General features: G+C 60.7%; 24 protein-coding genes. 11 read left to right on the top strand and 13 right to left on the bottom strand.

Going from position 1 to position 25,799, the window contains the following annotated elements:
* Nucleotides 1-78 precede the first annotated feature (78 nt).
* Nucleotides 79-1,275 carry a glycogen synthase gene (gene glgA, locus BACI9J_RS09875; protein ID WP_159734217.1) on the bottom strand — a complete coding sequence of 399 codons (1,197 nt, stop codon included), beginning with the start codon at nucleotides 1,273-1,275 and terminating at the stop codon, nucleotides 79-81.
* A 93-nt stretch (nucleotides 1,276-1,368) separates the two neighbouring features.
* Here glgA and glgC point away from each other — a divergent pair, with 93 nt between their 5' ends.
* Together glgC and BACI9J_RS09885 are read left to right on the top strand one after the other, a co-directional pair.
* Nucleotides 1,369-2,781 (top strand): glucose-1-phosphate adenylyltransferase, encoded by a 1,413-nt coding sequence (gene glgC / locus BACI9J_RS09880; protein ID WP_201296552.1) that lies wholly within the window; start codon nucleotides 1,369-1,371, stop codon nucleotides 2,779-2,781.
* A 73-nt stretch (nucleotides 2,782-2,854) separates the two neighbouring features.
* Nucleotides 2,855-4,306, top strand: coding sequence for an SDR family NAD(P)-dependent oxidoreductase (locus BACI9J_RS09885; RefSeq protein WP_159734219.1), 1,452 nt, complete (start codon nucleotides 2,855-2,857; stop codon nucleotides 4,304-4,306).
* A gap of 76 nt (nucleotides 4,307-4,382) precedes the next feature.
* Here the strand turns inward: BACI9J_RS09885 and BACI9J_RS09890 are convergent, their stop codons facing one another.
* Genes BACI9J_RS09890 through BACI9J_RS09900 form a run of 3 tightly spaced genes read right to left on the bottom strand, consistent with a single transcriptional unit; the run spans nucleotide 4,383 to nucleotide 7,769 of the window.
* A complete protein-coding gene (locus BACI9J_RS09890; RefSeq protein ID WP_159734220.1) occupies nucleotides 4,383-5,234 on the bottom strand; it encodes a transglutaminase family protein in 852 nt (283 codons plus the stop codon).
* Nucleotides 5,231-6,157, bottom strand: a complete 927-nt coding sequence (locus BACI9J_RS09895; RefSeq protein ID WP_062068749.1) for an alpha-E domain-containing protein — start codon at nucleotides 6,155-6,157, stop codon at nucleotides 5,231-5,233. Before BACI9J_RS09895 ends, BACI9J_RS09890 begins: the two co-directional genes overlap by 4 nt.
* A 55-nt stretch (nucleotides 6,158-6,212) precedes the next feature.
* Nucleotides 6,213-7,769, bottom strand: a complete 1,557-nt coding sequence (locus tag BACI9J_RS09900) for a circularly permuted type 2 ATP-grasp protein (protein ID WP_159734221.1) — start codon at nucleotides 7,767-7,769, stop codon at nucleotides 6,213-6,215.
* Between the two features lie 110 nt (nucleotides 7,770-7,879).
* On the opposite strand from BACI9J_RS09900, the gene BACI9J_RS09905 reads away from it, so the two are divergent.
* Nucleotides 7,880-8,929, top strand: a complete 1,050-nt coding sequence (locus BACI9J_RS09905) for a YeiH family protein (RefSeq protein WP_159734222.1) — start codon at nucleotides 7,880-7,882, stop codon at nucleotides 8,927-8,929.
* Nucleotides 8,930-8,933: 4 nt separating this feature from the next.
* Complete coding sequence (gene pepN / locus BACI9J_RS09910; protein WP_159734223.1) at nucleotides 8,934-11,537, top strand: aminopeptidase N; 2,604 nt, start codon at nucleotides 8,934-8,936, stop codon at nucleotides 11,535-11,537.
* Nucleotides 11,538-11,561: 24 nt separating this feature from the next.
* Here the strand turns inward: pepN and BACI9J_RS09915 are convergent, their stop codons facing one another.
* The 5 genes from BACI9J_RS09915 to BACI9J_RS09935 form a co-directional block, all read right to left on the bottom strand.
* Nucleotides 11,562-12,662 (bottom strand): lipoate--protein ligase family protein, encoded by a 1,101-nt coding sequence (locus BACI9J_RS09915; protein WP_201296553.1) that lies wholly within the window; start codon nucleotides 12,660-12,662, stop codon nucleotides 11,562-11,564.
* Between the two features lie 86 nt (nucleotides 12,663-12,748).
* A complete protein-coding gene (locus BACI9J_RS09920) occupies nucleotides 12,749-13,006 on the bottom strand; it encodes a type B 50S ribosomal protein L31 (protein ID WP_017200906.1) in 258 nt (85 codons plus the stop codon).
* 141 nt (nucleotides 13,007-13,147) lie between these two features.
* The gene (locus BACI9J_RS09925) at nucleotides 13,148-13,957 is read right to left on the bottom strand and encodes a TrmH family RNA methyltransferase (RefSeq protein WP_159734225.1); all 810 of its coding nucleotides are present in this window, start codon (nucleotides 13,955-13,957) and stop codon (nucleotides 13,148-13,150) included.
* A gap of 7 nt (nucleotides 13,958-13,964) precedes the next feature.
* Nucleotides 13,965-14,750, bottom strand: a complete 786-nt coding sequence (locus tag BACI9J_RS09930; protein ID WP_159734226.1) for a sulfite exporter TauE/SafE family protein — start codon at nucleotides 14,748-14,750, stop codon at nucleotides 13,965-13,967.
* Between the two features lie 17 nt (nucleotides 14,751-14,767).
* Complete coding sequence (locus BACI9J_RS09935; protein ID WP_159734227.1) at nucleotides 14,768-15,553, bottom strand: ABC transporter ATP-binding protein; 786 nt, start codon at nucleotides 15,551-15,553, stop codon at nucleotides 14,768-14,770.
* A gap of 110 nt (nucleotides 15,554-15,663) precedes the next feature.
* Between BACI9J_RS09935 and serB the strand changes: the two genes are divergently transcribed.
* Nucleotides 15,664-16,551 carry a phosphoserine phosphatase SerB gene (gene serB, locus BACI9J_RS09940; protein ID WP_159734228.1) on the top strand — a complete coding sequence of 296 codons (888 nt, stop codon included), beginning with the start codon at nucleotides 15,664-15,666 and terminating at the stop codon, nucleotides 16,549-16,551.
* Nucleotides 16,552-16,877: 326 nt separating this feature from the next.
* Nucleotides 16,878-17,357, top strand: coding sequence for a hypothetical protein (locus tag BACI9J_RS09945; protein ID WP_236558637.1), 480 nt, complete (start codon nucleotides 16,878-16,880; stop codon nucleotides 17,355-17,357).
* Between the two features lie 79 nt (nucleotides 17,358-17,436).
* On the opposite strand, the gene BACI9J_RS09950 is transcribed toward BACI9J_RS09945, so the two are convergent.
* From BACI9J_RS09950 to BACI9J_RS09960, 3 genes are all read right to left on the bottom strand, one after another.
* Nucleotides 17,437-18,939 carry a sugar ABC transporter ATP-binding protein gene (locus tag BACI9J_RS09950; protein WP_159734229.1) on the bottom strand — a complete coding sequence of 501 codons (1,503 nt, stop codon included), beginning with the start codon at nucleotides 18,937-18,939 and terminating at the stop codon, nucleotides 17,437-17,439.
* Nucleotides 18,940-19,266: 327 nt separating this feature from the next.
* The gene (locus tag BACI9J_RS09955; protein WP_159734230.1) at nucleotides 19,267-20,019 is read right to left on the bottom strand and encodes an SDR family oxidoreductase; all 753 of its coding nucleotides are present in this window, start codon (nucleotides 20,017-20,019) and stop codon (nucleotides 19,267-19,269) included.
* Between the two features lie 117 nt (nucleotides 20,020-20,136).
* A complete protein-coding gene (locus BACI9J_RS09960; protein ID WP_159734231.1) occupies nucleotides 20,137-20,862 on the bottom strand; it encodes a beta-ketoacyl-ACP reductase in 726 nt (241 codons plus the stop codon).
* 156 nt (nucleotides 20,863-21,018) lie between these two features.
* Here BACI9J_RS09960 and BACI9J_RS09965 point away from each other — a divergent pair, with 156 nt between their 5' ends.
* The 4 genes from BACI9J_RS09965 to BACI9J_RS09980 are packed head-to-tail and all read left to right on the top strand — an operon-like array spanning nucleotide 21,019 to nucleotide 23,124.
* Nucleotides 21,019-21,516: a DUF3099 domain-containing protein gene (locus tag BACI9J_RS09965; protein WP_159734232.1), complete on the top strand. Its 498-nt coding sequence runs from the start codon at nucleotides 21,019-21,021 to the stop codon at nucleotides 21,514-21,516.
* Nucleotides 21,513-21,788 (top strand): hypothetical protein, encoded by a 276-nt coding sequence (locus tag BACI9J_RS09970; RefSeq protein ID WP_159734233.1) that lies wholly within the window; start codon nucleotides 21,513-21,515, stop codon nucleotides 21,786-21,788. The genes BACI9J_RS09965 and BACI9J_RS09970 overlap by 4 nt, the downstream gene beginning before the upstream one ends.
* Nucleotides 21,789-22,655, top strand: coding sequence for an SURF1 family cytochrome oxidase biogenesis protein (locus tag BACI9J_RS09975; RefSeq protein WP_159734234.1), 867 nt, complete (start codon nucleotides 21,789-21,791; stop codon nucleotides 22,653-22,655). It begins immediately after the preceding gene.
* The gene (locus BACI9J_RS09980) at nucleotides 22,639-23,124 is read left to right on the top strand and encodes a YbaK/EbsC family protein (RefSeq protein WP_159734235.1); all 486 of its coding nucleotides are present in this window, start codon (nucleotides 22,639-22,641) and stop codon (nucleotides 23,122-23,124) included. Before BACI9J_RS09975 ends, BACI9J_RS09980 begins: the two co-directional genes overlap by 17 nt.
* 165 nt (nucleotides 23,125-23,289) lie before the next feature.
* Here the strand turns inward: BACI9J_RS09980 and BACI9J_RS09985 are convergent, their stop codons facing one another.
* Nucleotides 23,290-24,888, bottom strand: coding sequence for an ABC-F family ATP-binding cassette domain-containing protein (locus BACI9J_RS09985; RefSeq protein WP_062068715.1), 1,599 nt, complete (start codon nucleotides 24,886-24,888; stop codon nucleotides 23,290-23,292).
* Nucleotides 24,889-25,163: 275 nt separating this feature from the next.
* Between BACI9J_RS09985 and BACI9J_RS09990 the strand changes: the two genes are divergently transcribed.
* Entirely contained in the window at nucleotides 25,164-25,793 is a 630-nt protein-coding gene (locus BACI9J_RS09990) for a biotin transporter BioY (RefSeq protein ID WP_159734236.1), read from the top strand.
* Nucleotides 25,794-25,799 lie beyond the last annotated feature (6 nt).

Raw genomic sequence — 25,799 nt, forward strand, 5'->3', positions numbered from 1 at the left:
CTAGGGTGTTGCAACGACCGTTAGAACCCAAGCTGGGCGGCGCCGTCGAGGTTTGGCCTGCTGTTGGAGCCTCGGGGGTTACCGCAGGACCGAGCGGTAGACCTCAAGTGTTGTCTCAGTGATGGACTCCCAGGAGAAGTGCTCCTCCGCGCGGCGACGCCCGGCGATGCCCATCTCGCGTGCCCGCGCGGGATCGGCTACCACCTCATTCAGGGCGGCGGCGAAATCGCTCACGAACTTTTCCGGGTCCAGCGGCGTACCCGTGCCATCGGTTACCTGCTCCAGTTCCACCAGAAGTCCCGTTTCGCCGTGCTGGACAACCTCGGGAATGCCGCCCGTGGCGCTTGCCACTACGGCGGCTCCACAGGCCATGGCTTCAAGGTTCACGATTCCAAGGGGCTCGTAAATCGAAGGGCAGGCGAACGCCGTGGCATGGCTGAGGACCTGGATGAGTTCCTTTCGCGGCAGCATCCGCTCAATGAGGATGACTCCCTCGCGCTTGGCCTGCAGTTCCTCAATGAGGCGTGCAGTCTCGGCGGCGAGCTCTGGAGTGTCCGCGGCCCCAAGACAAAGGACCAGTTGGACGTTCTCAGGCAGGCTGGATGCGGCGCGGAGCAGGTACGGTACGCCCTTTTGGCGGGTATTGCGTCCCACAAAGACAACGCTGGGCTTGGCGGGGTCGATGCCCAGCGCACGGATTGCGTCATCCTCTTCGTCGCGTTCCCAGAGAGAAACATCGATCCCGTTGTGGACCACGCGGACCTTGTCCGGATCAACATCGGGGTAGCTGCGGAGGATGTCCTGGCGCATGCCATCGGAGACGGCGATGATCGCCGCGGCTGCTTCGTACGCGGTCTTCTCAACCCAGGAAGACAACGCATAGCCTCCGCCAAGCTGCTCAGCCTTCCAGGGACGCAGCGGCTCCAGACTATGAGCACTGAGCACATGGGGAATGCCGTGGAGCAGCGAGGCAAGGTGTCCGGCCATGTTGGCGTACCAGGTGTGCGAGTGGACAACGTCCGCTCCCGCAATGTCCGGAACAATCCTCAGGTCCACGCCCAGGGTCTGGAGGGCGGCGTTGGCATCGCCGAGGTCTTCGGGCGTGGCGTAGGACGCCACAGTGGCCCCATGATAGTCGGCGTCACGGGGCGCGCCGAACGCCCGGACATGAAGGTCAACGTGCTTTGCCAGCACCCGGCTGAGCTCGGCAACGTGGACACCGGCACCGCCATATATTTCCGGAGGGAACTCTTTAGTCACAATGTCTATTCGCACGCTAACCAACGTAGTCGTTCCGGCGTATGTGTTCTAGTGTGAAAGAGTCCGGAAAATCGGACTTTTGGGGGATACGAAGACGTACGGGGAGCTGTGACCATGGCGTTGAAGAAAGTTCTGGCAATAGTATTGGCAGGCGGAGAAGGCAATCGACTGATGCCGCTGACGGCGGATCGGGCCAAGCCCGCGGTTCCGTTCGCAGGCGGCTACAGGTTAATTGACTTTGCACTATCCAATCTCGTTAATTCGGGATATTTGAAAATCGTGGTACTTACGCAGTACAAATCGCACAGCCTTGACCGGCACATCTCGGAAACCTGGCGCATGTCAACTCAACTGGGCCGTTATGTGGCTTCTGTTCCCGCGCAGCAGCGTGTGGGCAAGAGCTGGTTCCTTGGCAGTGCCAATGCAATCTATCAATCGCTGAACCTCATCCATGATGACGCCCCGGACATCGTGGTAGTGGTCGGCGCTGACCACGTGTACCGCATGGACTTCTCCCAAATGGTGGAGCAGCACATTGCGAGCGGCGCCAAAGCCACGGTAGCTGCAGTACGGCAACCGCTGAACATGGCCAACCAGTTCGGCGTGATCGAAGTAGACCAGAACGATCCTCAGAAGATTGCCGCTTTCGTGGAAAAGCCGGCCAGCACCCCCGGGCTGGCAGCTGACCCTACTCAGTTCCTTGCCTCCATGGGCAACTACGTCTTCAACGCAGACGCCCTGGTTGAGGCTTTGCATGTGGATGCAGAACGTCTCGATACCAAGCACGACATGGGCGGAGACATCATTCCGTATTTCGTAGACCAAGGCGAAGCCGGCGTCTACGACTTCACGCTCAATGACATCCCGGGCGCCACGGATCGGGACCGGACGTACTGGCGCGACGTCGGTACCATCGACTCGTTCTACGACGCTCATATGGATCTCATCTCCCCTGTGCCCATCTTCAACCTCTACAACTCCGAGTGGCCGATCTACACGCGCCAGAGCATCTCGCCCCCTGCGAAGTTTGTCCGTGGCGAGAACAACACAGTGGGAACGGCTCTCGATTCCATTGTTGCCAGCGGCGTGGTGGTTTCCGGTGGAATCGTTGAAGGTTCCGTGATCTCCAACGACGCCTACGTGGCGGCAGGAAGCCGTGTTCAGGACTCGGTATTGATGGACAAAGTCCGGGTGGGCGAGGGCGCCGTGATCAAGCGGGCCATTCTGGATAAGAACGTCAAGGTTCCAGCGGGCGCGGCTATCGGCCTGGACCCCGCCTTGGATAAGGCGCGCGGATACAAGGTCACGGAGTCCGGCATTACGGTGCTGGCGAAGGGCCAGGTTGTTCCCGAGCCCGGTGAGGCAGAGCTTGCTTTGTCTGCGCAGCATCGCCGCGGACTGCCGGAAGCTGTCAAGGCTGCCACCCATGATGATCCCGACATCCGCGACTCCGCGGAAAAGGTGGCGGCCGGCATCCAATCACGCGTGGCCGATGCCGCGGCGCAGGCCGCCTCGCATTAGCAGGTAACTTCGCCGCTGACGCAGACAGAACCCGAGGCAGGCCTCCGGCTCCCAAGGCTGTAAAATCAGGTCAATGAGCTCCACCGATCTGACGCCTGAAGAGATCCAGGCCTGCCTCAAGGTTCTGACCACGATCCACGTCTATGACGAAGAGCACCCGGACTACGTTGCTGTCCGCCGTGCCACCGGCAAGATGTTCAAAGCCGTCAAACGCCACCGCCGTGTCACCAAGCGCGATTCCATCGCAGAGGCCGACCGCGCCGTCATCGCGATGACTGCTACGGCTGCCCCGGACCGCATTGACGACGAAACCCGTGGCAACAAGCTGGCCCCGTCCGCTACAGGCGAGATAGCAGGCCACCTCATCCGCTCGCGACCTTGCTACATCTGCAAGAAGCACTACACGCAGGTAGACGCTTTTTACCACCAGCTCTGCCCTGAATGCGCAGCCTTCAGCCACAGTAAGCGCGATGCCCGCACGGATCTCACAGGAAGACGCGCCTTGTTGACCGGCGGGCGCGCCAAGATCGGGATGTATATCGCGCTGCGCCTGCTCAGGGACGGCGCACACACCACCATCACCACCCGCTTCCCCAAAGACGCTGCGCGGCGATTCGCTGCCATGGAAGACAGCGGCGAGTGGCTGCACCGGCTCCGGATCGTCGGTATTGATCTCCGCGACCCGGCACAAGTGATGGCCCTGACCGACTCACTCAGCGAGGCGGGCCCGCTGGACATCATTATCAATAATGCAGCCCAAACCGTGCGGCGCTCCGGAAATGCCTACAAGCCCTTGGTCGATGCAGAGGACGAGCCTTTGCCGGCGGCTCTTGAAACCGCAAACGGTGGCCCCGAGCTGGTAACTTTCGGGCACGCCCATGACAAACACCCACTCGCCCTCGCCAGCAGTGTCACCGAACATCCCGTCCTGGCCGGCGATGCGATCACCTCTCTGGCGCTCTCCACCGGATCGGCGTCGTTGGAACGGATTGAATCGGGAACGGCGATCGATGCCGGCGGCCTTGTTCCGGACCTCGCCTCCATCAACAGCTGGACCCAGGTTGTGGACGAGGTGGACCCCTTGGAGATGCTCGAAGTGCAGCTGTGCAATGTCACGGCGCCCTTCCTGCTGGTTAGCCGCCTTCGCGAAGCCATGAAGCGGTCCACCGCCCATAGGAAGTACATCGTCAACGTCTCGGCCATGGAGGGACAGTTCTCCCGCGCCTACAAAGGCCCCGGACACCCCCACACCAACATGGCCAAGGCTGCGTTGAACATGATGACCCGCACCAGCGCCCAGGAAATGCTGGATTCAGACGGCATCCTCATGACCGCGGTGGATACCGGATGGATCACGGACGAAAGGCCGCACTATACAAAGGTCCGGCTCATGGAAGAAGGATTCCATGCTCCTTTGGATTTGGTGGACGGCGCGGCGCGTGTTTACGACCCCATAGTGATGGGCGAAAAGGGTGAGGACCAGTACGGCGTATTCCTCAAGGATTACAAACCGTCACCCTGGTAGAAAACCTCGGGTTTGAGTACAGATAAGGCCCTTAAGAGCAGTTCTTAAGGGCCTTATCTGTGCGGGAACTCAGCGCCTAGGCGAGGCGCGTGATCTCCACCGATACGGAAAGACCGGAGCCGCCTCCGCCGGAGAGGATGCCCTTCAACGGGGGAACGTCGCGGTAGTCACGGCCGCGGGCTACGGTGACGTGGTAGTCCCCTGCCGGCTTGTGGTTGGTGGGGTCCCAACTACGCCATTCTCCATCCCACCACTCCAACCATGCATGTGATTGGCCGGCTACAGTTTCGCCGATGTCCGCCGAGGAGCGTGGGTGGATATAGCCGGATACGTACCGGGCCGGTATGCCACTGCAGCGCAAGGCGCCGATGGCCAGATGCGCCAGGTCCTGGCAAACACCTTGGCGCTGGGACCATGCTTGTTCGGCGTTAGTGGTGACCCCGGTGGTGCCCTTCATGTAGGTCATCTCGCCGGCCATCCACGCAAATACGGCAAGCGCGGCCTCATGGGGGTTCTTCCCCTTGACAACGTCCGGAATGATCTCAAGGACCTCCTCACCCGGGCCGCTGAGACGGGACTGGGGCAGCCAGTCGCTGAATTCGTCCTGAACCTTCTCCGAGGCAATGACGTCCCATCCCACGATGTCATCTTCTGTTGCCACCCGTTCGGTGCGGTGCACCTCAACAGTAGCTGTGGCGAGGACCTCAAGGCTCTCGTGCGGCATTTGCATATCAAACGCGGTAACCCGCGTGCCCCAATAGTCACGATAGGTACTGACTGAAGCCTGATGCGGGGAGACTTTGAGCGAAGCTTCCAGGACTACCTGCTGACCGTCAGTCAGCGGGGTCATCCGGGCCTCGTTGTAGGACAGGGTCACCCGGCGGTTGTACTTATAGGCGGTTTTGTGAACGATGCTCAGCCGGGTCATGAAACTTCTCCCACCCAGGCGTGCTCATCAGCCTGATTGAAGTACTTACGGGAAATGGCGTCCGATGCTTGCGTCACTGCCTTCTGCACACGTTCCATGTGTTCAGGCAGTTCGGACATGAGATCGTCCGTGCGATGGAACTCGAGGAACGTGCGGGCTTGGCCCACGATTCGACGGGCATCGTTGATGAATCCGACACGCTGTGCCGAAGGATCCAACTTTGCCAGGCATTCATCGGCATCGCGCAACGCATAGACGATCGAACGCGGGAACAATCGGTCCAGCAGCAGGAACTCCGCCGCGTGCTGGTCCCCGAACGCCGCCCTGCGGGTCCGGATGAACGACTCGTACGCTCCCGCGCACCGCAGCATGTTCACCCAGGACATTCCAGCTGACTGGACATCGCGGGTGGACAACATGCGGGCAGTCATATCGGCGCGTTCCAGGGAACGCCCGAGCACCATGAACAACCAGCTCTCATCATGGCTGACCGTTGTATCCGCGAGACCGCGGACCATGGCGGTGCGCTCCAAAACCCAGTTGCAGAACCGGTAGGTCCCTACAACGTCCTTGCGGTGTTGATTGAGTCCGTAATAAGTGGTGTTAAGGCTTTCCCAAAGAGACTGGGAAACAGTCTCGCGGGCACGCCGGGCATTTTCACGCGCTGCGCCCAGCGAACCTGCAATGGAAGACGCGCTGTGCTTGTCATAGGCCAGCGCGTGGAGGAGTTCAGGGAGGCCGAACTCCTCACCTTGCGGTTTGGCACCCATAACGGCAAGGAGCTCCCGGGCGACGCTGCGCTGTTCCTCAAGGGGCAGGTGGTTCAAGCGCTCAAGGTGTACATCCAAAATCCTTGAAGTACCATCGGCGCGCTCAACGTAGCGTCCGATCCAGAAGAGTGACTCAGCAATGCGGCTCAGCATGGAACTGCCTCCTTCGCGTGGTGCAGATCGAAGTTCAAATGTTGATGGAGCGCCATCACTGCTGCTGCTCCGTTTGGCGGTCCCGCCAGTTGCTTTCCACCGGCCACACCGACACTTGCTCGCGGACCGTGACCGATTGGCGGGGAATGATTTCGGCCGGCAGCTGCGGAGAGTCGGCCAAAACCCAGGTGTCCTTGGAGCCGCCTCCCTGGCTGGAGTTCACAATCAAGGAACCCTCCTTGAGCGCCACGCGGGTGAGGCCGCCGGGCAGGACCCAGACGTCGTCGCCGTCGTTGACTGCGAAAGGACGCAGGTCCACGTGGCGTGGGCCGAACTTATCTCCGGAGAGTGTGGGTACCGTGGAGAGCTGCAGAACCGGCTGTGCGATCCAACCGCGGGGATCGGCAATGACGCGCTTGCGAAGGGCGTCAAGCTCGTCCTTGGTGGCGTCCGGTCCGATGACCAGGCCTTTACCGCCGGAACCGTCCACGGGCTTGACCACCAGTTCCTCGAGGCGGTCCAGAACATGCTCCCTGGCTTCCTTTTCCTCAAGCCGGAAAGTGTCAACATTGGCGATGATCGGCTCTTCGTGAAGGTAGTACCGGATCAGGTCAGGGACGTAACTGTACACGAGCTTGTCATCGGCTACGCCGTTGCCTACAGCGTTGGCAATGGTCACTCCCCCGGCGCGGGCGGCATTGACCAGACCGGGGCAACCGAGCATGGAATCGGAGCGGAACTGCAGCGGGTCCAGGAAATCGTCATCGATGCGCTTGTAGATCACATCCACGCGCTGCTCACCGGCTGTGGTCCGCATGTAAACACGGTTGCCGCGGCAAATGAGGTCGCGGCCCTCAACGAGCTCCACGCCCATGAGTCCTGCAAGAAGGGTGTGCTCAAAGTAAGCGCTGTTGAACACACCTGGTGTCAGGACAACCACGGTGGGATCGTCCACGCCTGCGGGAGCAGTTTTGCGCAGGGCCGAGAGGAGGCGCCGGGGGTACTCCTCCACCGGCCTGATGTGCTGCTGACCGAAAGCCTCGGGCAAGCCCTTGGCCATGGCGCGCCGGTTCTCCAGGACGTAACTGACCCCCGACGGTACGCGGACGTTGTCCTCAAGTACGCGGAATGTGCCGGCTGCATCACGGACAACGTCAATACCGGAAACATGGACGCGGACGCCGCCAGAGGGCTCGAAACCGTGCACCGCGCGGTGGAAATGTGCGCTGGTGGTCACCAATTGGCGCGGAATCACACCGTCGGTGACCACAGCCATTCGTCCGTAAACGTCGTTGAGGAAAGCCTCCAAAGCTTTGACCCGCTGGGCAACGCCGCGCTCCAGGACATCCCACTCGTCGGCGGGAATGACGCGCGGAACAATATCCAGGGGAAACGGCCGCTCCTCCCCCGCGTAGTCGAACGTCACGCCACGGTCCAGGAAGGTGCGTGCCATGGAGTCGGCGCGGGCGGTGACATCCGCCAGGGAAAGCTCGCGGAGAGCTCCGGAAACCTGACCGTAGGATCTTCTGGCAACGTGGCCTTGGGCAAACATCTCGTCATAGGCGCCGCTGCGCGCAGCGGCCTCGGAGTAATCCTGGAATAGGTCAGACATGGGATTCAGGTAATCACCTTTTTGAGTCGGGCGCATTACGCGCTGGTTGTGTCGCCGTTTCCGGATGCTCCCGGTTCGCCTTCCGTGCCCCCATCCGGCAGGGTTGAGGCATGCCCTTCAAGAGTCTTGCGCCCCAGCTGTCCCGGCTGGGGCCCGGGTTGGTCCTGAGCATCGCCGCAACGGGTCTTGCCTTCGCCATCCATAGCGTTTTTCCGGCTGTCCCGGCCATGACACTCGCTGTTGCGTTGGGCTTGCTCTCAGCAAATATACCGGGCACTGCTGTTCTCACCGCGGGGCGCGCCCGGCCAGGACTCGACTTCGCAGGTAAGCACCTCATGCGTGCCGGGATCGTGCTGCTCGGCCTCAAGGTCAGCATCGGTGATGTCCTCGGCCTTGGGTGGCTGTCCCTCCTGCTGATCGCCGCTGTGGTGTTGGTGAGCTTCGCCGGGACTTACGGGTTGGCGCGTCTTCTGCGCCTCCCCGGAGAAGCTGCCCTCCTGATCGCCACAGGTTTTTCCATTTGCGGGGCGTCCGCGATCGGGGCCATGGCAGCTGTGCGCCGGATCAAGCATCAAGACACCGTGCTCCCGGTAGCTCTGGTGACACTCTGCGGCACCCTCGCAATCGGTGTTCTGCCCCTGCTCATGCATCCACTGAACCTCAATCCCGAACAATTCGGGGCGTGGACCGGTGCCTCCGTGCATGACGTCGGCCAGGTGGTGGCCACGGCGCAGACCGCCGGTACCTCGGCACTGGCGATCGCCGTCGTCGTCAAATTGACGCGCGTGGTTCTGCTGGCGCCGGTCGCGGCTGCCGCCGGGGTGCACCAACGGGTGGTCCACATGAGGAAACGAAATAATGGCGGAGATGATCCTGCTGATGGCTCCGAGGGGCGGTTCCCGCCTGTCGTCCCACTTTTCGTGGTGGGTTTCCTATCTATGGTGGCACTTCGATCACTGGGTTGGGCACCGCACGCCGGACTGGAAATTGCGGCCGCTGTCCAAGACATTCTCTTGGCAACGGCGCTGTTCGGGCTGGGTTCGGCCGTGCGGGTACGCACGTTGATACACACAGGAGGGCGCGCCGTTCTGGTGGCACTGGGCTCGTGGCTGCTCATCGCCTCCCTGGGCCTTGGGGCTGCATGGGTCATGATTAGATAGCTGTGTGTCGAATCACAATCTCTCGCGCGATGAAGCCGCAATCCGTTCAGCCCTGATCACCACCCACAGCTACGACGTCACCCTCGATGTCCGCGACGCGGCAGATCCCGCTGTCGCCGGGTATTCGAGCACCAGCACGGTCTCCTTCTCAGCCGACCCCGGCACCGCTACCTTCCTGGACTTCATTGGCGGCGGTGTGCAATCAGTGGTGCTGAACGGCCGTGGACTGGACGTGGGAACAGTGGTGGACGGCGACAGGATCATCCTGGAAGGCCTCGATGCCGAAAACTCCGTGACCGTTACCGGGACAGCGCTCTACAGCCGCTCCGGTGAGGGCATGCACCGCTTCGTGGATCCCGCGGATGGCCAATGCTATCTTTACACGCAATACGAGCCCGCGGACAGTCGCCGCGTCTTCGCCAACTTCGAGCAGCCGGACCTCAAGGCCGAATTTTCTTTCCACGTCATTGCCCCCGTCGGATGGGAAGTTGCGTCCAATGGGGTGGAGGAGGCGCGCACGCCGGTGGCCGGCGACTCCTCTGCCGTGCTGTGGGATTTTGCCACCACCAAGCGAATGTCCACCTACATCACCACGGTGCTCGCCGGCCCGTACTTCAAGGCCACGGATCACTGGGGAGCAATGCTCGACGACGGCACCCGGCTTGATGTGCCGCTGTCACTTTTCTGCCGCGCCTCCTTGGCAGGCTCATTCGACACCGACGAACTATTCCGGCTGACCAAGAGCGGGCTGGCGTTCTTCAACGACCTCTTCGCCTACCCCTACCCATGGGGCAAGTATGACCAGGCGTTTGTGCCTGAATACAACCTTGGCGCCATGGAAAACCCCGGGCTGGTGACGTTTACCGAGAAGTATGTTTACGCCTCGCGCGCCACTGATGCCCAGTACCAGGCACGAGCCAATACCCTCATGCACGAGATGGCACACATGTGGTTCGGGGACCTTGTGACCATGAACTGGTGGGATGACCTTTGGCTTAAGGAATCGTTCGCCGACTACATGGGAACCTTGGGCGTGGACCGCGCTACCGACTGGGACACGGCATGGGTAAATTTCGCCAGTAAGCGCAAAGCCTGGGCCTACGTGCAGGATCAATTGCCCACCACCCACCCGATCGTGGCGGACATCCCGGACCTTGAGGCCGCCAAACAGAACTTTGACGGCATCACCTACGCCAAAGGCGCATCGGTGTTGAAGCAACTAGTGGCCTATGTGGGTTTTGATGCCTTCATCGCCGGGTCCCGCCAGTACTTCCGTGACCACGAATTCGGTAACACGTCCCTGCGGGACCTCCTCCAGGCGCTCAGTGCTGCCTCGGGCAGGGACCTTGCCCAGTGGGCACGCCAGTGGCTGCAAACATCCGGAATCTCAACCATTGCCGCCGACATCGCTGAAGACGGCGGAGTCATGGGTACCGTGGCGCTCCAACAAGAAGCCATCGATCCCCTCACCGGGCACCAGGAACTCCGTCCGCATCGTATGCGGCTGGGCTTGTATGACGCCGACGCGGCCGGTGCCTTGGTCCGGACGGAAAGCATCGACGTAGATGTTGCCGGTCCCAGCACGCTGGTGACCGAATTGCAGGGAAAGCGCCGGCCAGCGCTGCTTCTGATCAACGATGATGACCTCAGCTACGTCAAAGTCCGGTTGGACAGCGAATCCGAGCACACAGTGCGGACATCCCTGAACAGGATTTCGGACCCCATGGCACGTGCTCTTTGCTGGACCGCGCTCTGGGATTCCGCGCGGGATGGCGTCACTCCAGCGGCGCGCTACGTATCCGCCGTCGAGCAGTTTGCGCCCTCTGAAACGGGCATAGGTGTCCTGCTTAATGTGCTGGGCAACGCTGCAGGCGCCATTGAACGGTACGTGGCCGCGGAGTCCCGCGCCCGTGTGCGAAAAGGCTTTCTGGGAGTAGCCGCTGAGCAGCTTAGGTGTGCTGCACCCGGCTCTGATCAGCAACTCGCCTGGGCCAGGACTCTGGCCGACGTCTCCCGGCACGGAGAGAGCCAACAAGGCCTGGTGCGGGAAATCCTGGAAGGCACCACCGTGGTTGAAGGCCTGGCTGTGGACGCTGAACTGCGGTGGAGCCTGTGGCAGGCACTGGCAGCCCATGGACAGGCGTCCCTCGCTGAGCTGGACCGGGAGCTTGACTCTGACACCACAGCCTCGGGCAAAGAAGGCCATGCTCTGGCCGCCGCAGCCCGACCCGAGGCCTCAGTCAAGGCAGCAGCCTGGGATTCGACCGTCAACAGCACCGGTCTTTCCAATGAGATCCTCAGCGCAACGATAGCCGGGTTCGTTACTGCTCCCGCAGATCTCTTGGAACGCTACATCGAGCCCTACTTTGAGTGCCTTGAGCGCGTCTGGTCCGAACGCAGTATTGAAATTGCCGGACGGATTGTCCGTGGCCTCTTCCCAGGAGCCCAGGATCATACCGAAGGCACGCTGCCTGCCGAGCATCCGGTGCTGGTGCGGACGGACCAGTGGCTTCATGACCACCCTGACGCTCCCCGAGCCCTGCGGCGCATAATCATCGAGCAGCGAAACCACCTGCTGCGGGCGTTGACCGCCCAAGCGGCCGGCTGACCGGGGAAAGCTGACCGGGAAGCCCTAGGGAACCCGGTTCAGCCATTCCTCGGTGCCGAACTTTTCATCCACGCGCTTCCTGGCCTCTTCGAGCTCGCTTTCGGTGAGCCGGGATTCAACAGCACCATAGCGCTCCATGAAGACATCCTTCATGGCGCCAATGATTGCTGAGCGTGCAAGGCCTGTCTGGCGACGCAAGGGGTCCACGCGCTTCTTGGCGCTACGGGTTCCCTTGTCCGAGAGCTTCTCCTTGCCGATGCGCAGGACATCCACCATCTTGTCGGCGTCGATGTCATAGCTCATGGTGACGTGATGGAGCATGCCGCCGTTCGCAAGCCGTTTCTGCGCTGCACCTCCGATCTTGCCTTGATCGGTGGCGATGTCGTTCAGGGGTACGTAAAAGGCGGTGATGCCCAACTTTTCGAGCGCTGCCATCACCCACGCATCCAGGAACGCATAGGAGTCGGCGAAGCTGATTCCGTCCACCAGCGTCTGCGGCACGTACAGCGAATAGGTGATGCAGTTGCCCGATTCCATGAACATGGCACCACCGCCACTGATGCGACGCACCACGGTAATACCGTGCCGCGAGACGCCGTCCGGATCCACCTCGTTGCGCACCGACTGGAAGCTTCCGATCACCACGGATGGTTCTTCCCAGTCCCAAAAACGCAAGGTGGGATTACGCCGGCCATCTCCCACCTCGGTGGTGAGCACCTCATCCAAGGCAACGTTCACCTGCGTGGGCAGAACTGTTGGCGGGATCACCTCCCATTGGTGGTCTGCCCATCCGGTGGCCTTGGAAAGCGCCCGGCGTATTGCCACAGCCACCGCTTCGGCGGAGAAACCGAAGAGCACGGCACCTTTGGGCAGTCCGGCCGAGACTGCCTGGGCGATGTCTGCCGCTGTGGAGTTCTCCGGTAGGCCGGTCAGTGCCCGGTTGATGTCCTCAAGGGCTTCATCAGGCTCCAGGAAGAAATCACCGCTCAGCGAAACCCGGGAGAATCGCCCGTCCGTTATGTCCAGGTCCACCACGACGAGTTTGCCGCCCGGAACCTTGTATTCCCCGTGAAGGCGCGAGGAGTCGCTGCGGAGGTCTGATTCGTTGGCCGGGTGGGAAGTCATGGTCTCCATCTTGCCGGAAAACGCAAAAGCCCGCATTGCCGAAAGATTCAGCAATGCGGGCTTTGAAAAAGCTTGGGGTGAAGTGGTTACTTCTTGCCGCCGAAGCCCTTGAAGCGGGCGTTGAAGCGCTCGACGCGGCCAGCGGAGTCCATGATGCGCTGCTTGCCCGTGTAGAACGGGTGGGACTCCGAAGAGATTTCGACGTCGATAACCGGGTAGGTGTTTCCGTCTTCCCACTCGATGGTCTTCGAGGAAGACACGGTGGACTTGGTCAGGAACTGCGTACCGGAAGCCAAGTCGTTGAAAACAACAGCTTCGTACTTCGGGTGGATATCAGACTTCATAATGGGACCTTTTGTTCACGCAGCTGGATTTTGCCAGCTGCCAGGTATGAATGGAGGTGACCCTCTGCTGCAATGCGGACATTTCAGCGGACGGGCCAACAACCAATCATAGCGGAAACGGCCATCCGGCACGAACCTCGCTTAGTCGCGTGGACGGAGTTCCCAGAACGCCACGGCCGAGGCGGCAGCAACGTTGAGGGAATCGACCCCTGCCCGCATGGGGATTTTTACGGCTAGATCGACTGCGGCCAACGTCTCTTCGCTCATGCCCGCCCCTTCAGTCCCAAGGACCAGCGCCAGCTTGGGAATCTCACGGGCCGCAAGATCGTCCAGGTCCACAGCGTCGTCCGTCAACTCCATGGCCGCCACAGTGAAGCCTTGCACTTTCAGTTGGCTGAGACCGGCCGGCCAGCTTTCAAGTCGCGCCCAGGGCACCTGGAAAACGGTGCCCATGCTCACGCGAACGCTGCGTCTGTAGAGGGGGTCCCCGCAGCGTGGCGAAACGAGGACAGCATCGACCCCCAGCGCGGCGGCGGATCGGAAGATCGCCCCCACGTTTGTGTGGTCCACAATGTCCTCCAGAACGGCAATTCTGTGCGCATTTGCCAGAAGGTCCGCCAGAGGAACAGGCGCCGGCCGGTGCATGGCAGCCATGGCACCGCGGTGTAGATGGAACCCGGTAATTTCTTCGAGCAATGATGCTTTGCCGATGAAGACCGGGACGTCAGGGTGGGCCTTGAAGACGTCGTCCAGGTCCTCCAGCCATTTCTCCGCCAGAAAAAAGGAACGCGGCTGGTGGCCCGCCGCCAGGGCCCTGCGGAGGACCTTGGAGGATTCGGCAATGTACATGCCTTCCCGGGGCTCGCGCAATTTTCTTAAGTGAACATCAGTGAGCGTGGTGTAGTCCGTCACACGGGGATCATTGGCTGACTCAAGATAGTGGAAGGTCACCGGGTGATCATTTCAGCAGGTTGGCGATCATGAAGCCAAGGGCCACCATGCCGAGGGTGAAGATGACCGCCCGGAGAACCCGGGGAGACAACTTCCGGCCTACTTTGGAACCGACAAGCCCGCCAATGGTGGAGCTCACGGCGATGAGCAAGACCACGAGCCAGTTGATGCGGTCAAAGGCAAAGAGAAGATAGGAGATAGCCGCTACCATGTTGACGCCCAGCACCAGGAAGTTCTTCATGGCGTTGGCGTTCTGCATGGTTCCACTGAGGAACACCCCAAGGATGCCCACCAAAAGAATGCCCTGCGCAGCAACGAAGTAGCCGCCATAGACGCCGGCCAGGTATACCAAAACCACCAGGAGGATGCCGTGGCTCCGGTCCCGGATGGCGTGTTCAGGGTTCTCTTCCCTGCTTCGCACCCAGGCCTGCAGCTTGGGCTGGAACAGGACCATCAGGAGGGCAAGGACCAGCAGGACCGGGGCAACATAGTGGAACACCTTTTCCGGCAGGTGCAGCAGCAGCCAAGCGCCTGTGATGCCTCCAAGCAATGACGCAGGCAGCAGCTTCAGAAGTTGCCTTCCGCGGCCTGCCAGCTCGCGGCGGTATCCCCAGGCTCCCGCCGCTGTGCCGGCAACAAGGCCCATGGCGTTGCTCATGGAAGCGACTACAGGAGTGATGCCAAGGGCAATGAGCACGGGGAACGTTACCAGCGTGCCGGAACCGACCACCGCGTTGATGGTACCGGCCCACAAGCCCGCGAAAAAGACCAGGATGCTGCTAAAGATTTCCACTGTTGAGACCTGCCGGCTTAGCGGCGAGCGGTGGCAGTGTAGCGGCCACCGCTTTCCGAGACGTCCAGGGCGAGACCGAAGGTGTTGCTGAGGTGCTCCTCGGTGAGGACTTCCTTGATGGGACCGGCAGCAACCACTCCGCCTTCACGGAGCAGCATGGCATGTGTGAATCCAGGCGGTACTTCTTCAAGGTGATGGGTGACAAGGACCATGGCAGGAGCTGCTTCGTCCTTGGCGAGTTCGCCCAGCTTGTGTACCAGTTCTTCGCGCCCGCCCAGATCAAGGCCAGCTGCAGGCTCGTCGAGCAGCAACAGCTCCGGGTCTGTCATCAGTGCGCGGGCAATCTGCACGCGCTTGCGCTCACCCTCGGACAGCGTGGCAAAGGTGCGGTTCAACAGGGGTCCCATCCCCCAGTCATTGAGCAGGGCGAAAGCCCGGCGTTCGTCGTCGCGCTCGTAGCCCTCGCGCCAGCGACCGGTGACGCCATAGGCTGCGGTCACCACCACGTTCAGGACGTTTTCGTGCTCCGGGATCTGGGTGGCCAGTGCTGCCGAAGAGAGGCCGATGCGGGGGCGCAGTTCAAAGACATCAACGCGTCCCAGCGTCTCATCGAGGATTCCGGCCTTGCCGCTGCTTGGGTGCATGCGGGCGGCAGCTATCTGGAGGAGCGTGGTCTTGCCGGCGCCGTTTGGCCCCAGTATGACCCAGCGTTCGCCTTCGTTGACTTCCCAGTCAACCTTGTCCAGCAGGGTCTTCTTGCCTCGGACAACGCTGACGGAAGCCAATTCCAGAACATCACTCATAGCAGTAGACACTAGGACAAAAACGCACATGACTGATAACCGGTGTTACTCCTGCTCTAGCGGCCGAAACGAATTCGGGCGCCCGCAGCACTCTCAGTAGGATTGAGGCCATGACTTCGAACTTGGCTGCAGTCAGCTACGGCGTGAATTTGTCCCCCGCATCACTGGAGAATGTGCTCAAAGTACTGGCCGGCGCCGGGGCATCGGTGTCGTCGGAATCACACGGCGGAGATGACCGCTTCGGTGTCCATACCGCCGGTCTGTTAGTGAGCGGGGACGCGGACCTCGCTACCATGAGGCGGCTGGTCGCAGAGGCCGCAGAAGAAGGGGTGGACACTGCTGTTGTCCCTGTTGCCCTTCGGGAGGCCTCCCGGAAGCTCTTGATCATGGATGTTGATTCCACCCTGATCCAACAAGAGGTCATCGAACTCTTGGCAGCTCACGCGGGCAAGCGAGAAGAAGTGGCTGCCGTCACCGAAGCTGCGATGCGCGGCGAGTTGGATTTTGCCCGGAGTTTGCATGCCCGCGTTGCCGTCCTCGCCGGACTTCCTGCCGCCGTCGTCGATTCTGTTCGTCAAGAGGTGCGCCTCAGCCCTGGTGCTGCCGAACTGGTAGCGGCGTTTAAGAAGGCCGGCCATGTGGTGGCGGTTGTGTCCGGCGGATTCAATCAAATCCTGGGTCCGATCGCAGATGACCTTGGCTTGGACTATTGGATTGCCAACGAGCTGGAAATCGTCGACGGCGCGTTGACCGGTAAGGTTCTGGGCGCGGTTATCGATCGGGCCGCCAAGGAAAAGTACTTGCGCGAGTGGGCCGCGGCTGAGGGAATCGGCCTTGAGCACACCATTGCGGTGGGCGATGGTGCCAATGACCTTGACATGCTCAGTGCTGCCGGCATAGGTGTCGCCTTCAATGCCAAGCCAGCTGTCCGCGCCGTGGCTGATGCAGTGATCACCATGCCGTATCTTGACGCCGTGCGGCATATAGCGAACGTCTGACGTCCTGGCGTCACGTCCCCTACGGCGCCTTGTTGTCCTCCCACAAAGCACCGGCGTGGTTTCGCGTCGGTGCTTTGCCGTACCCGGGTGCCTAGGTGCCTTCTTTCGCTGCATAAGAACCATGGCGAAACACTAATGCCAATTTCGTGACGCGGAAACTGCAATTATTTATGGAATTGTCACCCTTTGAGGATGAGGTCAAAACCCGTGGTCGCGGTAATAGTATTTTGCTTTGCCGGTGGTATTTGTTGTGTAAAGTAAGACCCTCATCATTAACTCCCGCGGAGAAAGCGGCAGGCCGGTATGACAAATTGCGAGGGCAGGAAGTGAACCGTTCCGAGCGCACCTGGAAATGGTGGAAACGCGACGACCGATTCCAATCAACTGCCCACGACCCCGACGCCGCCGATGACATAACAGAACAGGAACAACTCGATATGAGCACACTGGATGAAGCCATAAAGCAACTGCTGGCCATCGAAGGATCCACCGGTGCCGCCGTGGTGGACTACACCAGCGGCATGGCCCTGGCCCAAGGCGGAAGCCCTGGCTTCGACCTCGGCGTTGCTGCAGCAGGGAACTCAAACGTGGTGAGCGCCAAACTGCGGACCATGGCCGATTTGAGCCTCAACAGCGACATCGAAGACATCCTGATTACCCTCGGAACCCAGTACCACCTCATCAACGTACTGAACTCGAGTGGATCAAAGGGCCTATTTGTCTACCTCGTGCTGGACCGCACCTATGCAAACCTGGCACTTGCCCGGCACAAGCTCAAGAACCTTGCCAAGGACATCACCATCTAGTCCCGCTGGGAACGGCAAAAGGGGCGGCGGCGCGTGATGCGCCACCGCCCCCTTTTTTTCGCAGCGAAGACCGCTCGGGTTAGGTCCTCACACGCCTCGCATCGCTGCCGCCCGATTCGAACTTCACGCCCAACATATGGTGTATCAGGACGTCCTCGTTGGTATTGGCATTAGCCTCGATGGTGACTAGTTCGCCGTCGCGCATTACACCAACCCTGTGGCACCAGCTGATCAGTTCGGACAGATCGGAGGACAGGAGGATGATGCCCACGCCTGTTTGGCTGAGCTCGTTGAGCATCCGGTAAACGGCTTCCTTGGCGCCGATGTCTATGCCGCGGCTTGGATGGCTGAGGATCAATACATCACAGTCAGTGGCCATCCATCTGGCCAGCTGCACTTTCTGACGGTCGCCGCCCGACAGCGTGCTGATATTTCCGTGGATGTTGGTGGTGCTGATGCGCATGCGTCGAATCACGTCGGCAACTCCGCGCAGCTGTGTGATCTCATCCCGAAGATTCGGCTCTCCCTCATCAGGGCTGAGCTGAAGGCCTTCCACAATGGTCCCTGTGCCACTGGGATCTTCAACAGCATCGGACAAGTATCCGATTTTCAAGCGGCGGGCATCCTGCACCGTGCGAACTGTCACTTCCTGGCCGTGGATGAAGATGTTTCCCGAGGTGCCGGGACGGACGCCGGCAAGCGCTTCGACCAGCTCGTAGACCCCTGAGCGATGAGTTCCCACCAGCCCGAAAATCTCGCCTTTGGCCACATTGAAAGTAACGTCGCGAACTTTGTCCTCCATGCCGAGGCCCACTACCCGCAGGAGTTCATCACCGTCAGGGGCATCGCTGGGCCGGGAGCTGCTTTCGAGCTCATGCTGAAGCAGAAGGAAGGCCAGTTCCTCGACGTTGGTGCGGCTGGCCTCCAGGATCTTGTGCACCCGGCCTTCCCTGAGGACGGCTATGCGATGCGCAATGGATCGGACCTCGTCCAGGCGATGCGTGATGTAAATGATGGCCCGTCCTTGACTGACCAGCATCCGCAACACCTGATGGAGTACGGCGACGTCATGGTCAGGAAGCGAGGCAGCCACCTCGTCCATGATCACCAACTGAGCTTCTTCGGCAACCATCCTCAGCACTTCCACCAGAGCCTGTTCAGCACGGATGAGCGATCCGATCCTGGCGTCGGGATCCAAGCTGACGCCGATCTCCCGTATCAGTTCGCTTGCTTGGTCGCGGAGTTCCCCATGCGGCTTGTCGGCCTGGAAAGTGCCGCGAAAAATGGCGCTTGCGATGGTTAGTTGGGGGTCGATCGTGAAGTTCTGCGGGATGAGGCCAACGCCGCACGCTTGAGCTTCCTCGATGCCTTCCGGCGCGTACTTTTCCCCGGCAAGGGTCATGAGCCCGGTTTCGTGTTGGTGGGAACCGGCCAGTACGCCCATCAAAGTGGTTTTGCCTGCACCGTTTGTTCCGATCAGACCCAGGATCTCGCCGCGTCCTAACGAAAGTGCAACGCCTTTAAGGATTCGTCGATGCTCATACGAGGCATGAATATCTTCTGCGTGCAATAACAGGTCCAAAGAAAGCTCCTAAGGCAATGGGACAATAAACGCCCCTGTGAGTCCTCCGCGAAGCTTCCACTGCTATCTGAGGTGGCAGGCGTGGCATGGACTTTCCACCTGGGTTGTGCGGCCCGCATAAAATCAAGGACGAGGGCGCTTTTGAGAGTCAATCAGATGAAATCCCATAATGCAAAGCGATATAACTGAAACAACAATTTGCATTTCGTGATGCGAAAAACTGAACTATTTATGAAATCGTCATTTTCCTGGAGTATCCGCTCGTTAACGCAGCAGCGGCCCGGGACTCGTGTCCCGGACCGCTGCTGGAGGGGTGTGCGCTGCTGGCTACTCGGACGTCTTGTCGAAGTAGTCGGCACCGCCCACATATTCGGTGTGACCGGTTTCGACGTCGGCGGTTACCATCTTGGCAACCTCAGCCGCGAACTCCTCAACGGAGTACAGCTTGCCGGCCTCTGCGCGGCGCGCTTCAATGGCTCCCGGGTTGGAGCGATCAAGCAAAGTGGCCGTCACGGTGCCCTCGATCATGTCCCCGGAAACAACAACAAGAGAGATGCCCTTATCCGCAAGGTTGGGCAGGAGAGCGCGCAGGGCGTCCTCGCCGGCCCGCTTGCTCTTCGCCACAGGCTCATACTCGGGCATGGTGGGTACGGTCTCCACAAAGTGCGCCTGGTGGCTGGTGACAAAGACCACCCGGGAGCCCTCGGGCATGAGGGGAACGGCTGCATTGAGCATGTTGACCTGGGCATCGCGGTTCAACTTGAGTGCGTACCCTTCCTCCATGCCCGATTCCATGCCGCCGGAGGCATTGAGGACCAGGATGTCCAGGGAGCCGAATTCCTCCATGGCGGTACTTGCCAGTGCGTGAACACCTTCATCGGTAGTGAGGTCCGCACCTACCGCGGCGGCACGCCCACCCGATGCCTGGATTCCGGCTACTACCTTGTTGGCGCGAGGCGCCTTCTGCCGGTAGTTGACCACGACGGCGGCACCCTCACCTGCGAGGATCTTGGCAACTTCGGCACCGATTCCGCGGGAGGACCCCGTAACGATCGCGGTCTTGTTATCCAGCATTCCCATTCGTGCTCCTTTTGTTCACTTCATCCAAAATTCCGTGGGCTCGGGTTCCATCTTGCCAGCGGGACGCATGAAATACGTTGTGGCTCCCGAACAAAAACTGCCGTCCAGACTAGTTGCCTAGTGGCCCATCCCCAAGCCGCCATCTACTGGAATCACGGCTCCTGAAATGTATGCGGCCTCGTCACTGGCAATCCAGCGCACAACGTTTGCTACCTCGGAAGCTTCGGCGAAGCGTCCCGCAGGAACGCTGGCCAGGTAGGACTTCTGAGTTTCCTCGGGCAATTCGGCAGTCATGTCTGTGTTGATGAAGCCGGGTGCGACAACGTTGGCCGTTATACCCCGGCTGCCGAGTTCGCGCGTCAGGGATCGCGCGATGCCCACCATGCCTGCCTTGGAAGCCGAGTAGTTGATCTGGCCAGGAGCGCCGTACAGCCCGGAGACAGAGGAGATGAGGACGACGCGGCCCTTGCGCAATCTGATCATGCCCTTGGATGCCCGCTTGATAACACGGAAAGCGCCGGTGAGGTTGGTGTCCAGAACTGAGGTGAAGTCGTCCTCGCTCATCCGCAACAACAGCGTGTCCTTGGTGATACCTGCGTTGGCAACCAGGACCTCCACCGGTCCATGGGCTTCTTCAACGATTTTGAATGCAGCGTCGATTGACGCCTCGTCCGTGACGTCGGCCTTAACCCCCAGGATCCCCTCAGGCAGTTCTGATTCACTTCGGTAGGTGACGGCAACGTTGTCGCCGTTGGCAAGGAACGATTCGGCAATAGCGAGGCCAATGCCCCGGTTGCCGCCGGTAATGAGGACGCTGCGGCCGGTGGATGCTGCTTCAGACATGCTTTCGCTCCAGGTTCCGCGGCATTGCCATGCCGCTATGAGAGAGAGGGATTTTCCTGTGTTGATCCTATCTGCAGCCCGCCGCAACCGGCGGGTAACCGGTGATCAGCGCGGTTTGGGTGGGTACGCCCTTGGTGAGAGAATTGGGGAAGGCCTTTGGAGCGTGATGATTCAGTTGTGACACGAGAAAACAGTCCCCTGCAGCAAGTGCCCGGGGAACCGGACGCTTTTTCCGGCGACCCCGAGGTCCACAGCATCACGGATGCCGCTGCCGCGCACTCCGAAGACATGCGTGATCGCATGATCAAGTACGCGGTAGCCATGGGTATTCGCATGGTCTGCATCATTCTGATTTTCGTGGTTGATGGCTGGTTCAAGATCATTGCCATCGCAGGCGCTGTCTTCCTGCCGTGGATTGCGGTGGTGATAGCCAACGGCAATGACAAAGCCGAGGACCACAGTGAGTCCTTGCTGGACTACGTGGCCGTCCCTGAACTTGAACGCTCCCCCGAGCCTGAAGAACCTCCTGTGGACGCGCCAACAGTACTCCAAGGGGAACTGGTGGATGACGAAACACCGGGCAAACCAGAAGGCCCCGCCACGGGCCATGCGAGCGAGGCCGGACATCCCGGCGACGAACGGGCGGCTTCATGAATATTTTCAACCTCGGCGGCCAAGGTAGGGCCAGCGGGGAGTCCGAACGCGCCACAGGACCGGCCACGTGCTCCCGCAAAGGGTGCCGTGCCGGCGCAGAGTGGCAGCTCTTGTGGAACAATCCGCGCATTCACACCCCCGATCGCCGTAAGGTGTGGCTTTCGTGCGGTGAACACCGGGACTGGCTGGAGGATTACCTGCAGACGCGTGGCCTCTGGAAAGAAATTCTCCCGTTTACGGCCAGTCAAACAACAGCGAATGAGGCTGGCTGAATGTACCGTTTTCTGTTCTCCAGCAAGTGGCTGGGGTACTTCGTGCTGGCTGTTATTTTCGCCACAGCCTGTGTTTTCCTGGGCCGTTGGCAGATGGACCGCAGGGCTGAAACGCTGGCGGAAATCAATCGCGTGGTGAGTAACTACTCGGCCACCCCCATCCCGTACTCGGAGATCAAGGGCCAATTCGACACCTTGGACCCTGAAAGGGAATGGACGCAGGTTGAGCTGCGCGGCAGCTATGACCTGGATGGCCAGAGGGTTGTGCGCAACCGGCCCCTCAACGGCCAGCCGGGCTACGACGTCGTTGTTCCTTTCAGGCTGACCACCGGCGAAGCTGTGGTAATCGACCGCGGTTGGCTGCCCATCGGCAACAACACGCCAGGCCGCCCTGACGTTATTCCGGCTCCTCCCACGGGTGAAGTCACAGTGGTGGCACGCCTTAAGCCCGCCGAACCCAAGTTGGACCGTGGCGCGGTGGATGGTCAGCTGGCCTCCATTGACCTGGCGAGCTTCGCAGGAGAACTTCCCTATCCGATCGCCACAGGTGCGTACGGGCAACTTGCCAGTGAAAATCCGTCGGTGCAGCCGATGCCCACTCCCTTCCCCAAGCCTGCCACTGAAGAAGGAACACACCTTTCCTACTCTTTACAATGGTTCGCCTTTGGCGTCCTGATGTTCATCGGCTTTGGCTACGCGGCACGGCAACAGGCCCGAAACGCTGCAATTGATGCTGAAGAGGAAGAGGACGAACAGATTCTCGCAGCCGGAGGTACTCCTCCCAAGCGCGCGCCTGCTCCGCGTAAGAACAAGCGGCCAACGTCCGAAGAAGAGGAAGACGCAATCCTGGATGCACAAGGCTACTGATTCAATCCCTGGCTCTGTCCTCAACGTAAAGTCAGCGTTGATTCTTGCCGGCGCTCAGGACACCGTCCGGATTTTCGAGGACAAGGTCCCGACGGCGGCCGCCGCTGCCGCTGTTCTGGGGTGCGAAGTTGCTGCCATCACCAACAGCCTGATTTTCGAGCTCGATGGCGCACCTTTGCTCATCCTCGCCAGTGGTGCGGCCAAGGTGGATACGCAACTGGTAGCGACACAACTGCGCACAGCAAAGATTCGCCGCGCCAAGCCCGACTTCGTGCTGGAACACACCGGCCAGGAGGTAGGCGGAGTAGCGCCACTGGGCCACCCAAAGAAGCTAAGAACCATCCTGGACACTTCACTCCAAGAACACCCACTGCTGTGGGCAGGAGCCGGAGACCACAACTCCATGTTTTCCATCAGCTACGAAGAACTAGCACGCATCACCGCCGCCGAACCCCTGCCGGTTCGATAACTCGCATGAGGTGACTTGGCCACCAGCGGAGCGGAGAGGTTGATGTGCGTAGCGTGCGTCCAAGCGAGGAACGAGCGAGCACGCGGCACATCAACCACGCCGCGCAGCGGACGCAAGCCAGCGCACGCAACCACACAGCACCGCGCAGCGGACCGCCAGGCAGGCTTAAGCGAGCGTGATCAGGTCCAGGTAGTCTTCGTTCCAGTGGTCCTCTACGCCGTCCGGAAGCAAAACAACGCGTTCCGGATTCAACGCTGACACTGCGCCTTCGTCGTGGCTGACCATGACCACTGCGCCGCTGTAGTTCTTGAGCGCGCCCAGGATTTCGGCACGGCTGGCGGGGTCCAGGTTGTTGGTGGGCTCATCGAGGAGCAGCACGTTGGCGCTGGAGGCCACGATAGTAGCCAGGGCCAGGCGGGTCTTTTCGCCGCCGGAAAGGACGCCGGCAGGTTTGTCGACGTCGTCGCCGGAGAACAGGAACGAACCCAGGATGCCGCGGACTTCAGCGTCCTTCATGTCCGGAGCCGAAGACCGCATATTTTCCAGGACCGTGCGGTCGACGTCGAGCGTTTCATGTTCCTGGGCGTAGTAGCCCACCTTGAGGCCATGCCCGGGGATGATGTCGCCGGTATCCGGCTTGTCCACGCCGGCAAGCATGCGCAACAGGGTGGTCTTACCGGCGCCGTTCAAGCCAAGAATAACCACCTTGGAGCCTCGGTCGATGGCCAGGTCCACGTCTGTGAAAATCTCCAAGGAACCGTAGGACTTGCTCAGCCCTTCCGCGGTCAGCGGTGTCTTGCCGCAAGGTGATGGATCAGGGAAGCGCAGTGCGGCCACGCGGTCGTTTTCGCGCACGGCCTCCAAACCGCTCAGGAGCCGTTCAGCACGCTTGGCCATGTTTTGGGCTGCAACAGCTTTGGTTGCCTTGGCGCGCATCTTGTTTGCCTGGTCAATCAGGACCTGGGCCTTCTTTTCTGCGTTGGCGCGTTCACGCTTCCTGGCGCGCTCATCCGTTTCGCGCTGGAGCAAGTAGCGCTTCCAGTCCATGTTGTAGTAGTCGATCTGGGCACGGTTGGCATCCAACAAGAACACCTTGTTGACGGTTGCTTCGAGCAAGTCCGTGTCGTGGCTGATCACGATCAGGCCACCCTGGTGGTTCTTGAGGAAGTCGCGCAACCACGTGATGGAGTCGGCGTCGAGGTGGTTTGTGGGTTCGTCCAGCAGCAGGGTCTCGGCATCGGAGTAAAGGATGCGCGCCAGTTCCACACGGCGGCGCTGGCCACCGGAGAGGGTCTTGAGGGGCTGGTTGAGGAGACGGTCCGGCAGCGCAAGGTTTGAGGAGATGGCGGCGGCTTCAGCTTCCGCTGCGTAACCGCCACCGGAGAGGAACTCAGCCTCAAGCCGGTCATAGCGGTTCATTGCTTTGCGCTGGACGGCGGCGTCATCGCTGGCCATGTCCTCGTGGGCCTTCTTCAGCTTGCCTACCACTACATCGAGGCCGCGAGCGGAAAGGATGCGGTCCCGTGCCAGCTGTTCCATGTCCGGGGTCCGGGGATCCTGCGGCAGGTAACCGATCTCACCGCTGCGGGTGACTTTACCGCCTGCGGGAAGCCCTTCGCCTGCGAGGACCCGGGTAAGGGTGGTCTTGCCGGCGCCGTTACGCCCGACGAGTCCAATTTTGTCCCCTTTGTCCACCCTGAAGTTGACCTGGTCCATGAGCAGGCGTGCGCCGGCGCGGAGTTCGAGGTCCTGGACGGTAATCAATTCGGGTGATGCCTTTCAATGGGGAACGCTCGCGGGGACCGGTGGGTCCGATAAGTGCGGCGGGGTGGCCGTGAGAACAGCCTGTTCAAGTCTACCGGTACCCGGGCCGCGGCCTGACATCGGGCCAGCAAAGGAGAAAACTGTGCCGACGGCCAAAGAATTCCGGGCCAGTGTTGTGGAAAGACTCCAAAATCCCGCTGCCGTCCCCTCCGTACTCTCAAGAACAGGGGAAACAAGAACTTTCATCGCATCGCATTACATCCGATAGGACCGTCATGAGCCAGACCAACTCTTCCACTTCCGTTGACACGCCTCAGCGCACCGCATCCTCCCGAAAACGCTGGACTGCCACCGACCTTGGCCTTATTGCTGTTTTCGCTGCCCTCGTAGCTGCCTCCGCGATCCTCCCCGGCATCCCGGTGGGCGCCCTTGGTGTTCCTATTACTTTGGTGACCCTGACGGTGATGCTCAGCGGATTGGTGCTGGGAGCCGGGCGCGGGTTCGCCGCCGTCGGGCTGTATGTGTTGCTTGGTTTCGCCGGGCTGCCGATCTTCAGTGGAGGCCGCAGCGGGTTGGGCATCCTCGCCACGCCCTCTGCCGGTTACATCATTGCGTTTCCGATGGCGGCAGCCGCAACCGGCTACCTCGCATCGGTGGTCATCCGCAGGACGGTGAAGTTCCGTGCCCTGTGGCTCTTCGCTGCAACCATGGTCAGCAGCATCGTTGTCATCCACGCTTTGGGTGTCCTTGGCATGATGGTCAACGCCAAGTTGGACTTTCCCAAGGCCTTCCTCGCCGATCTCCCCTTTGTCCCCGGAGATATCATTAAGAACGTCCTGGCTGTGATCATCGCCATGGCAATCCACAAAGCCTTCCCGGATGTCCTGGTACGTCGGGTCAAGTAAAACGGA

This window comes from Arthrobacter sp. 9V (genome assembly GCF_902506065.1).
In the GTDB taxonomy this organism is placed as follows: domain Bacteria; phylum Actinomycetota; class Actinomycetes; order Actinomycetales; family Micrococcaceae; genus Arthrobacter.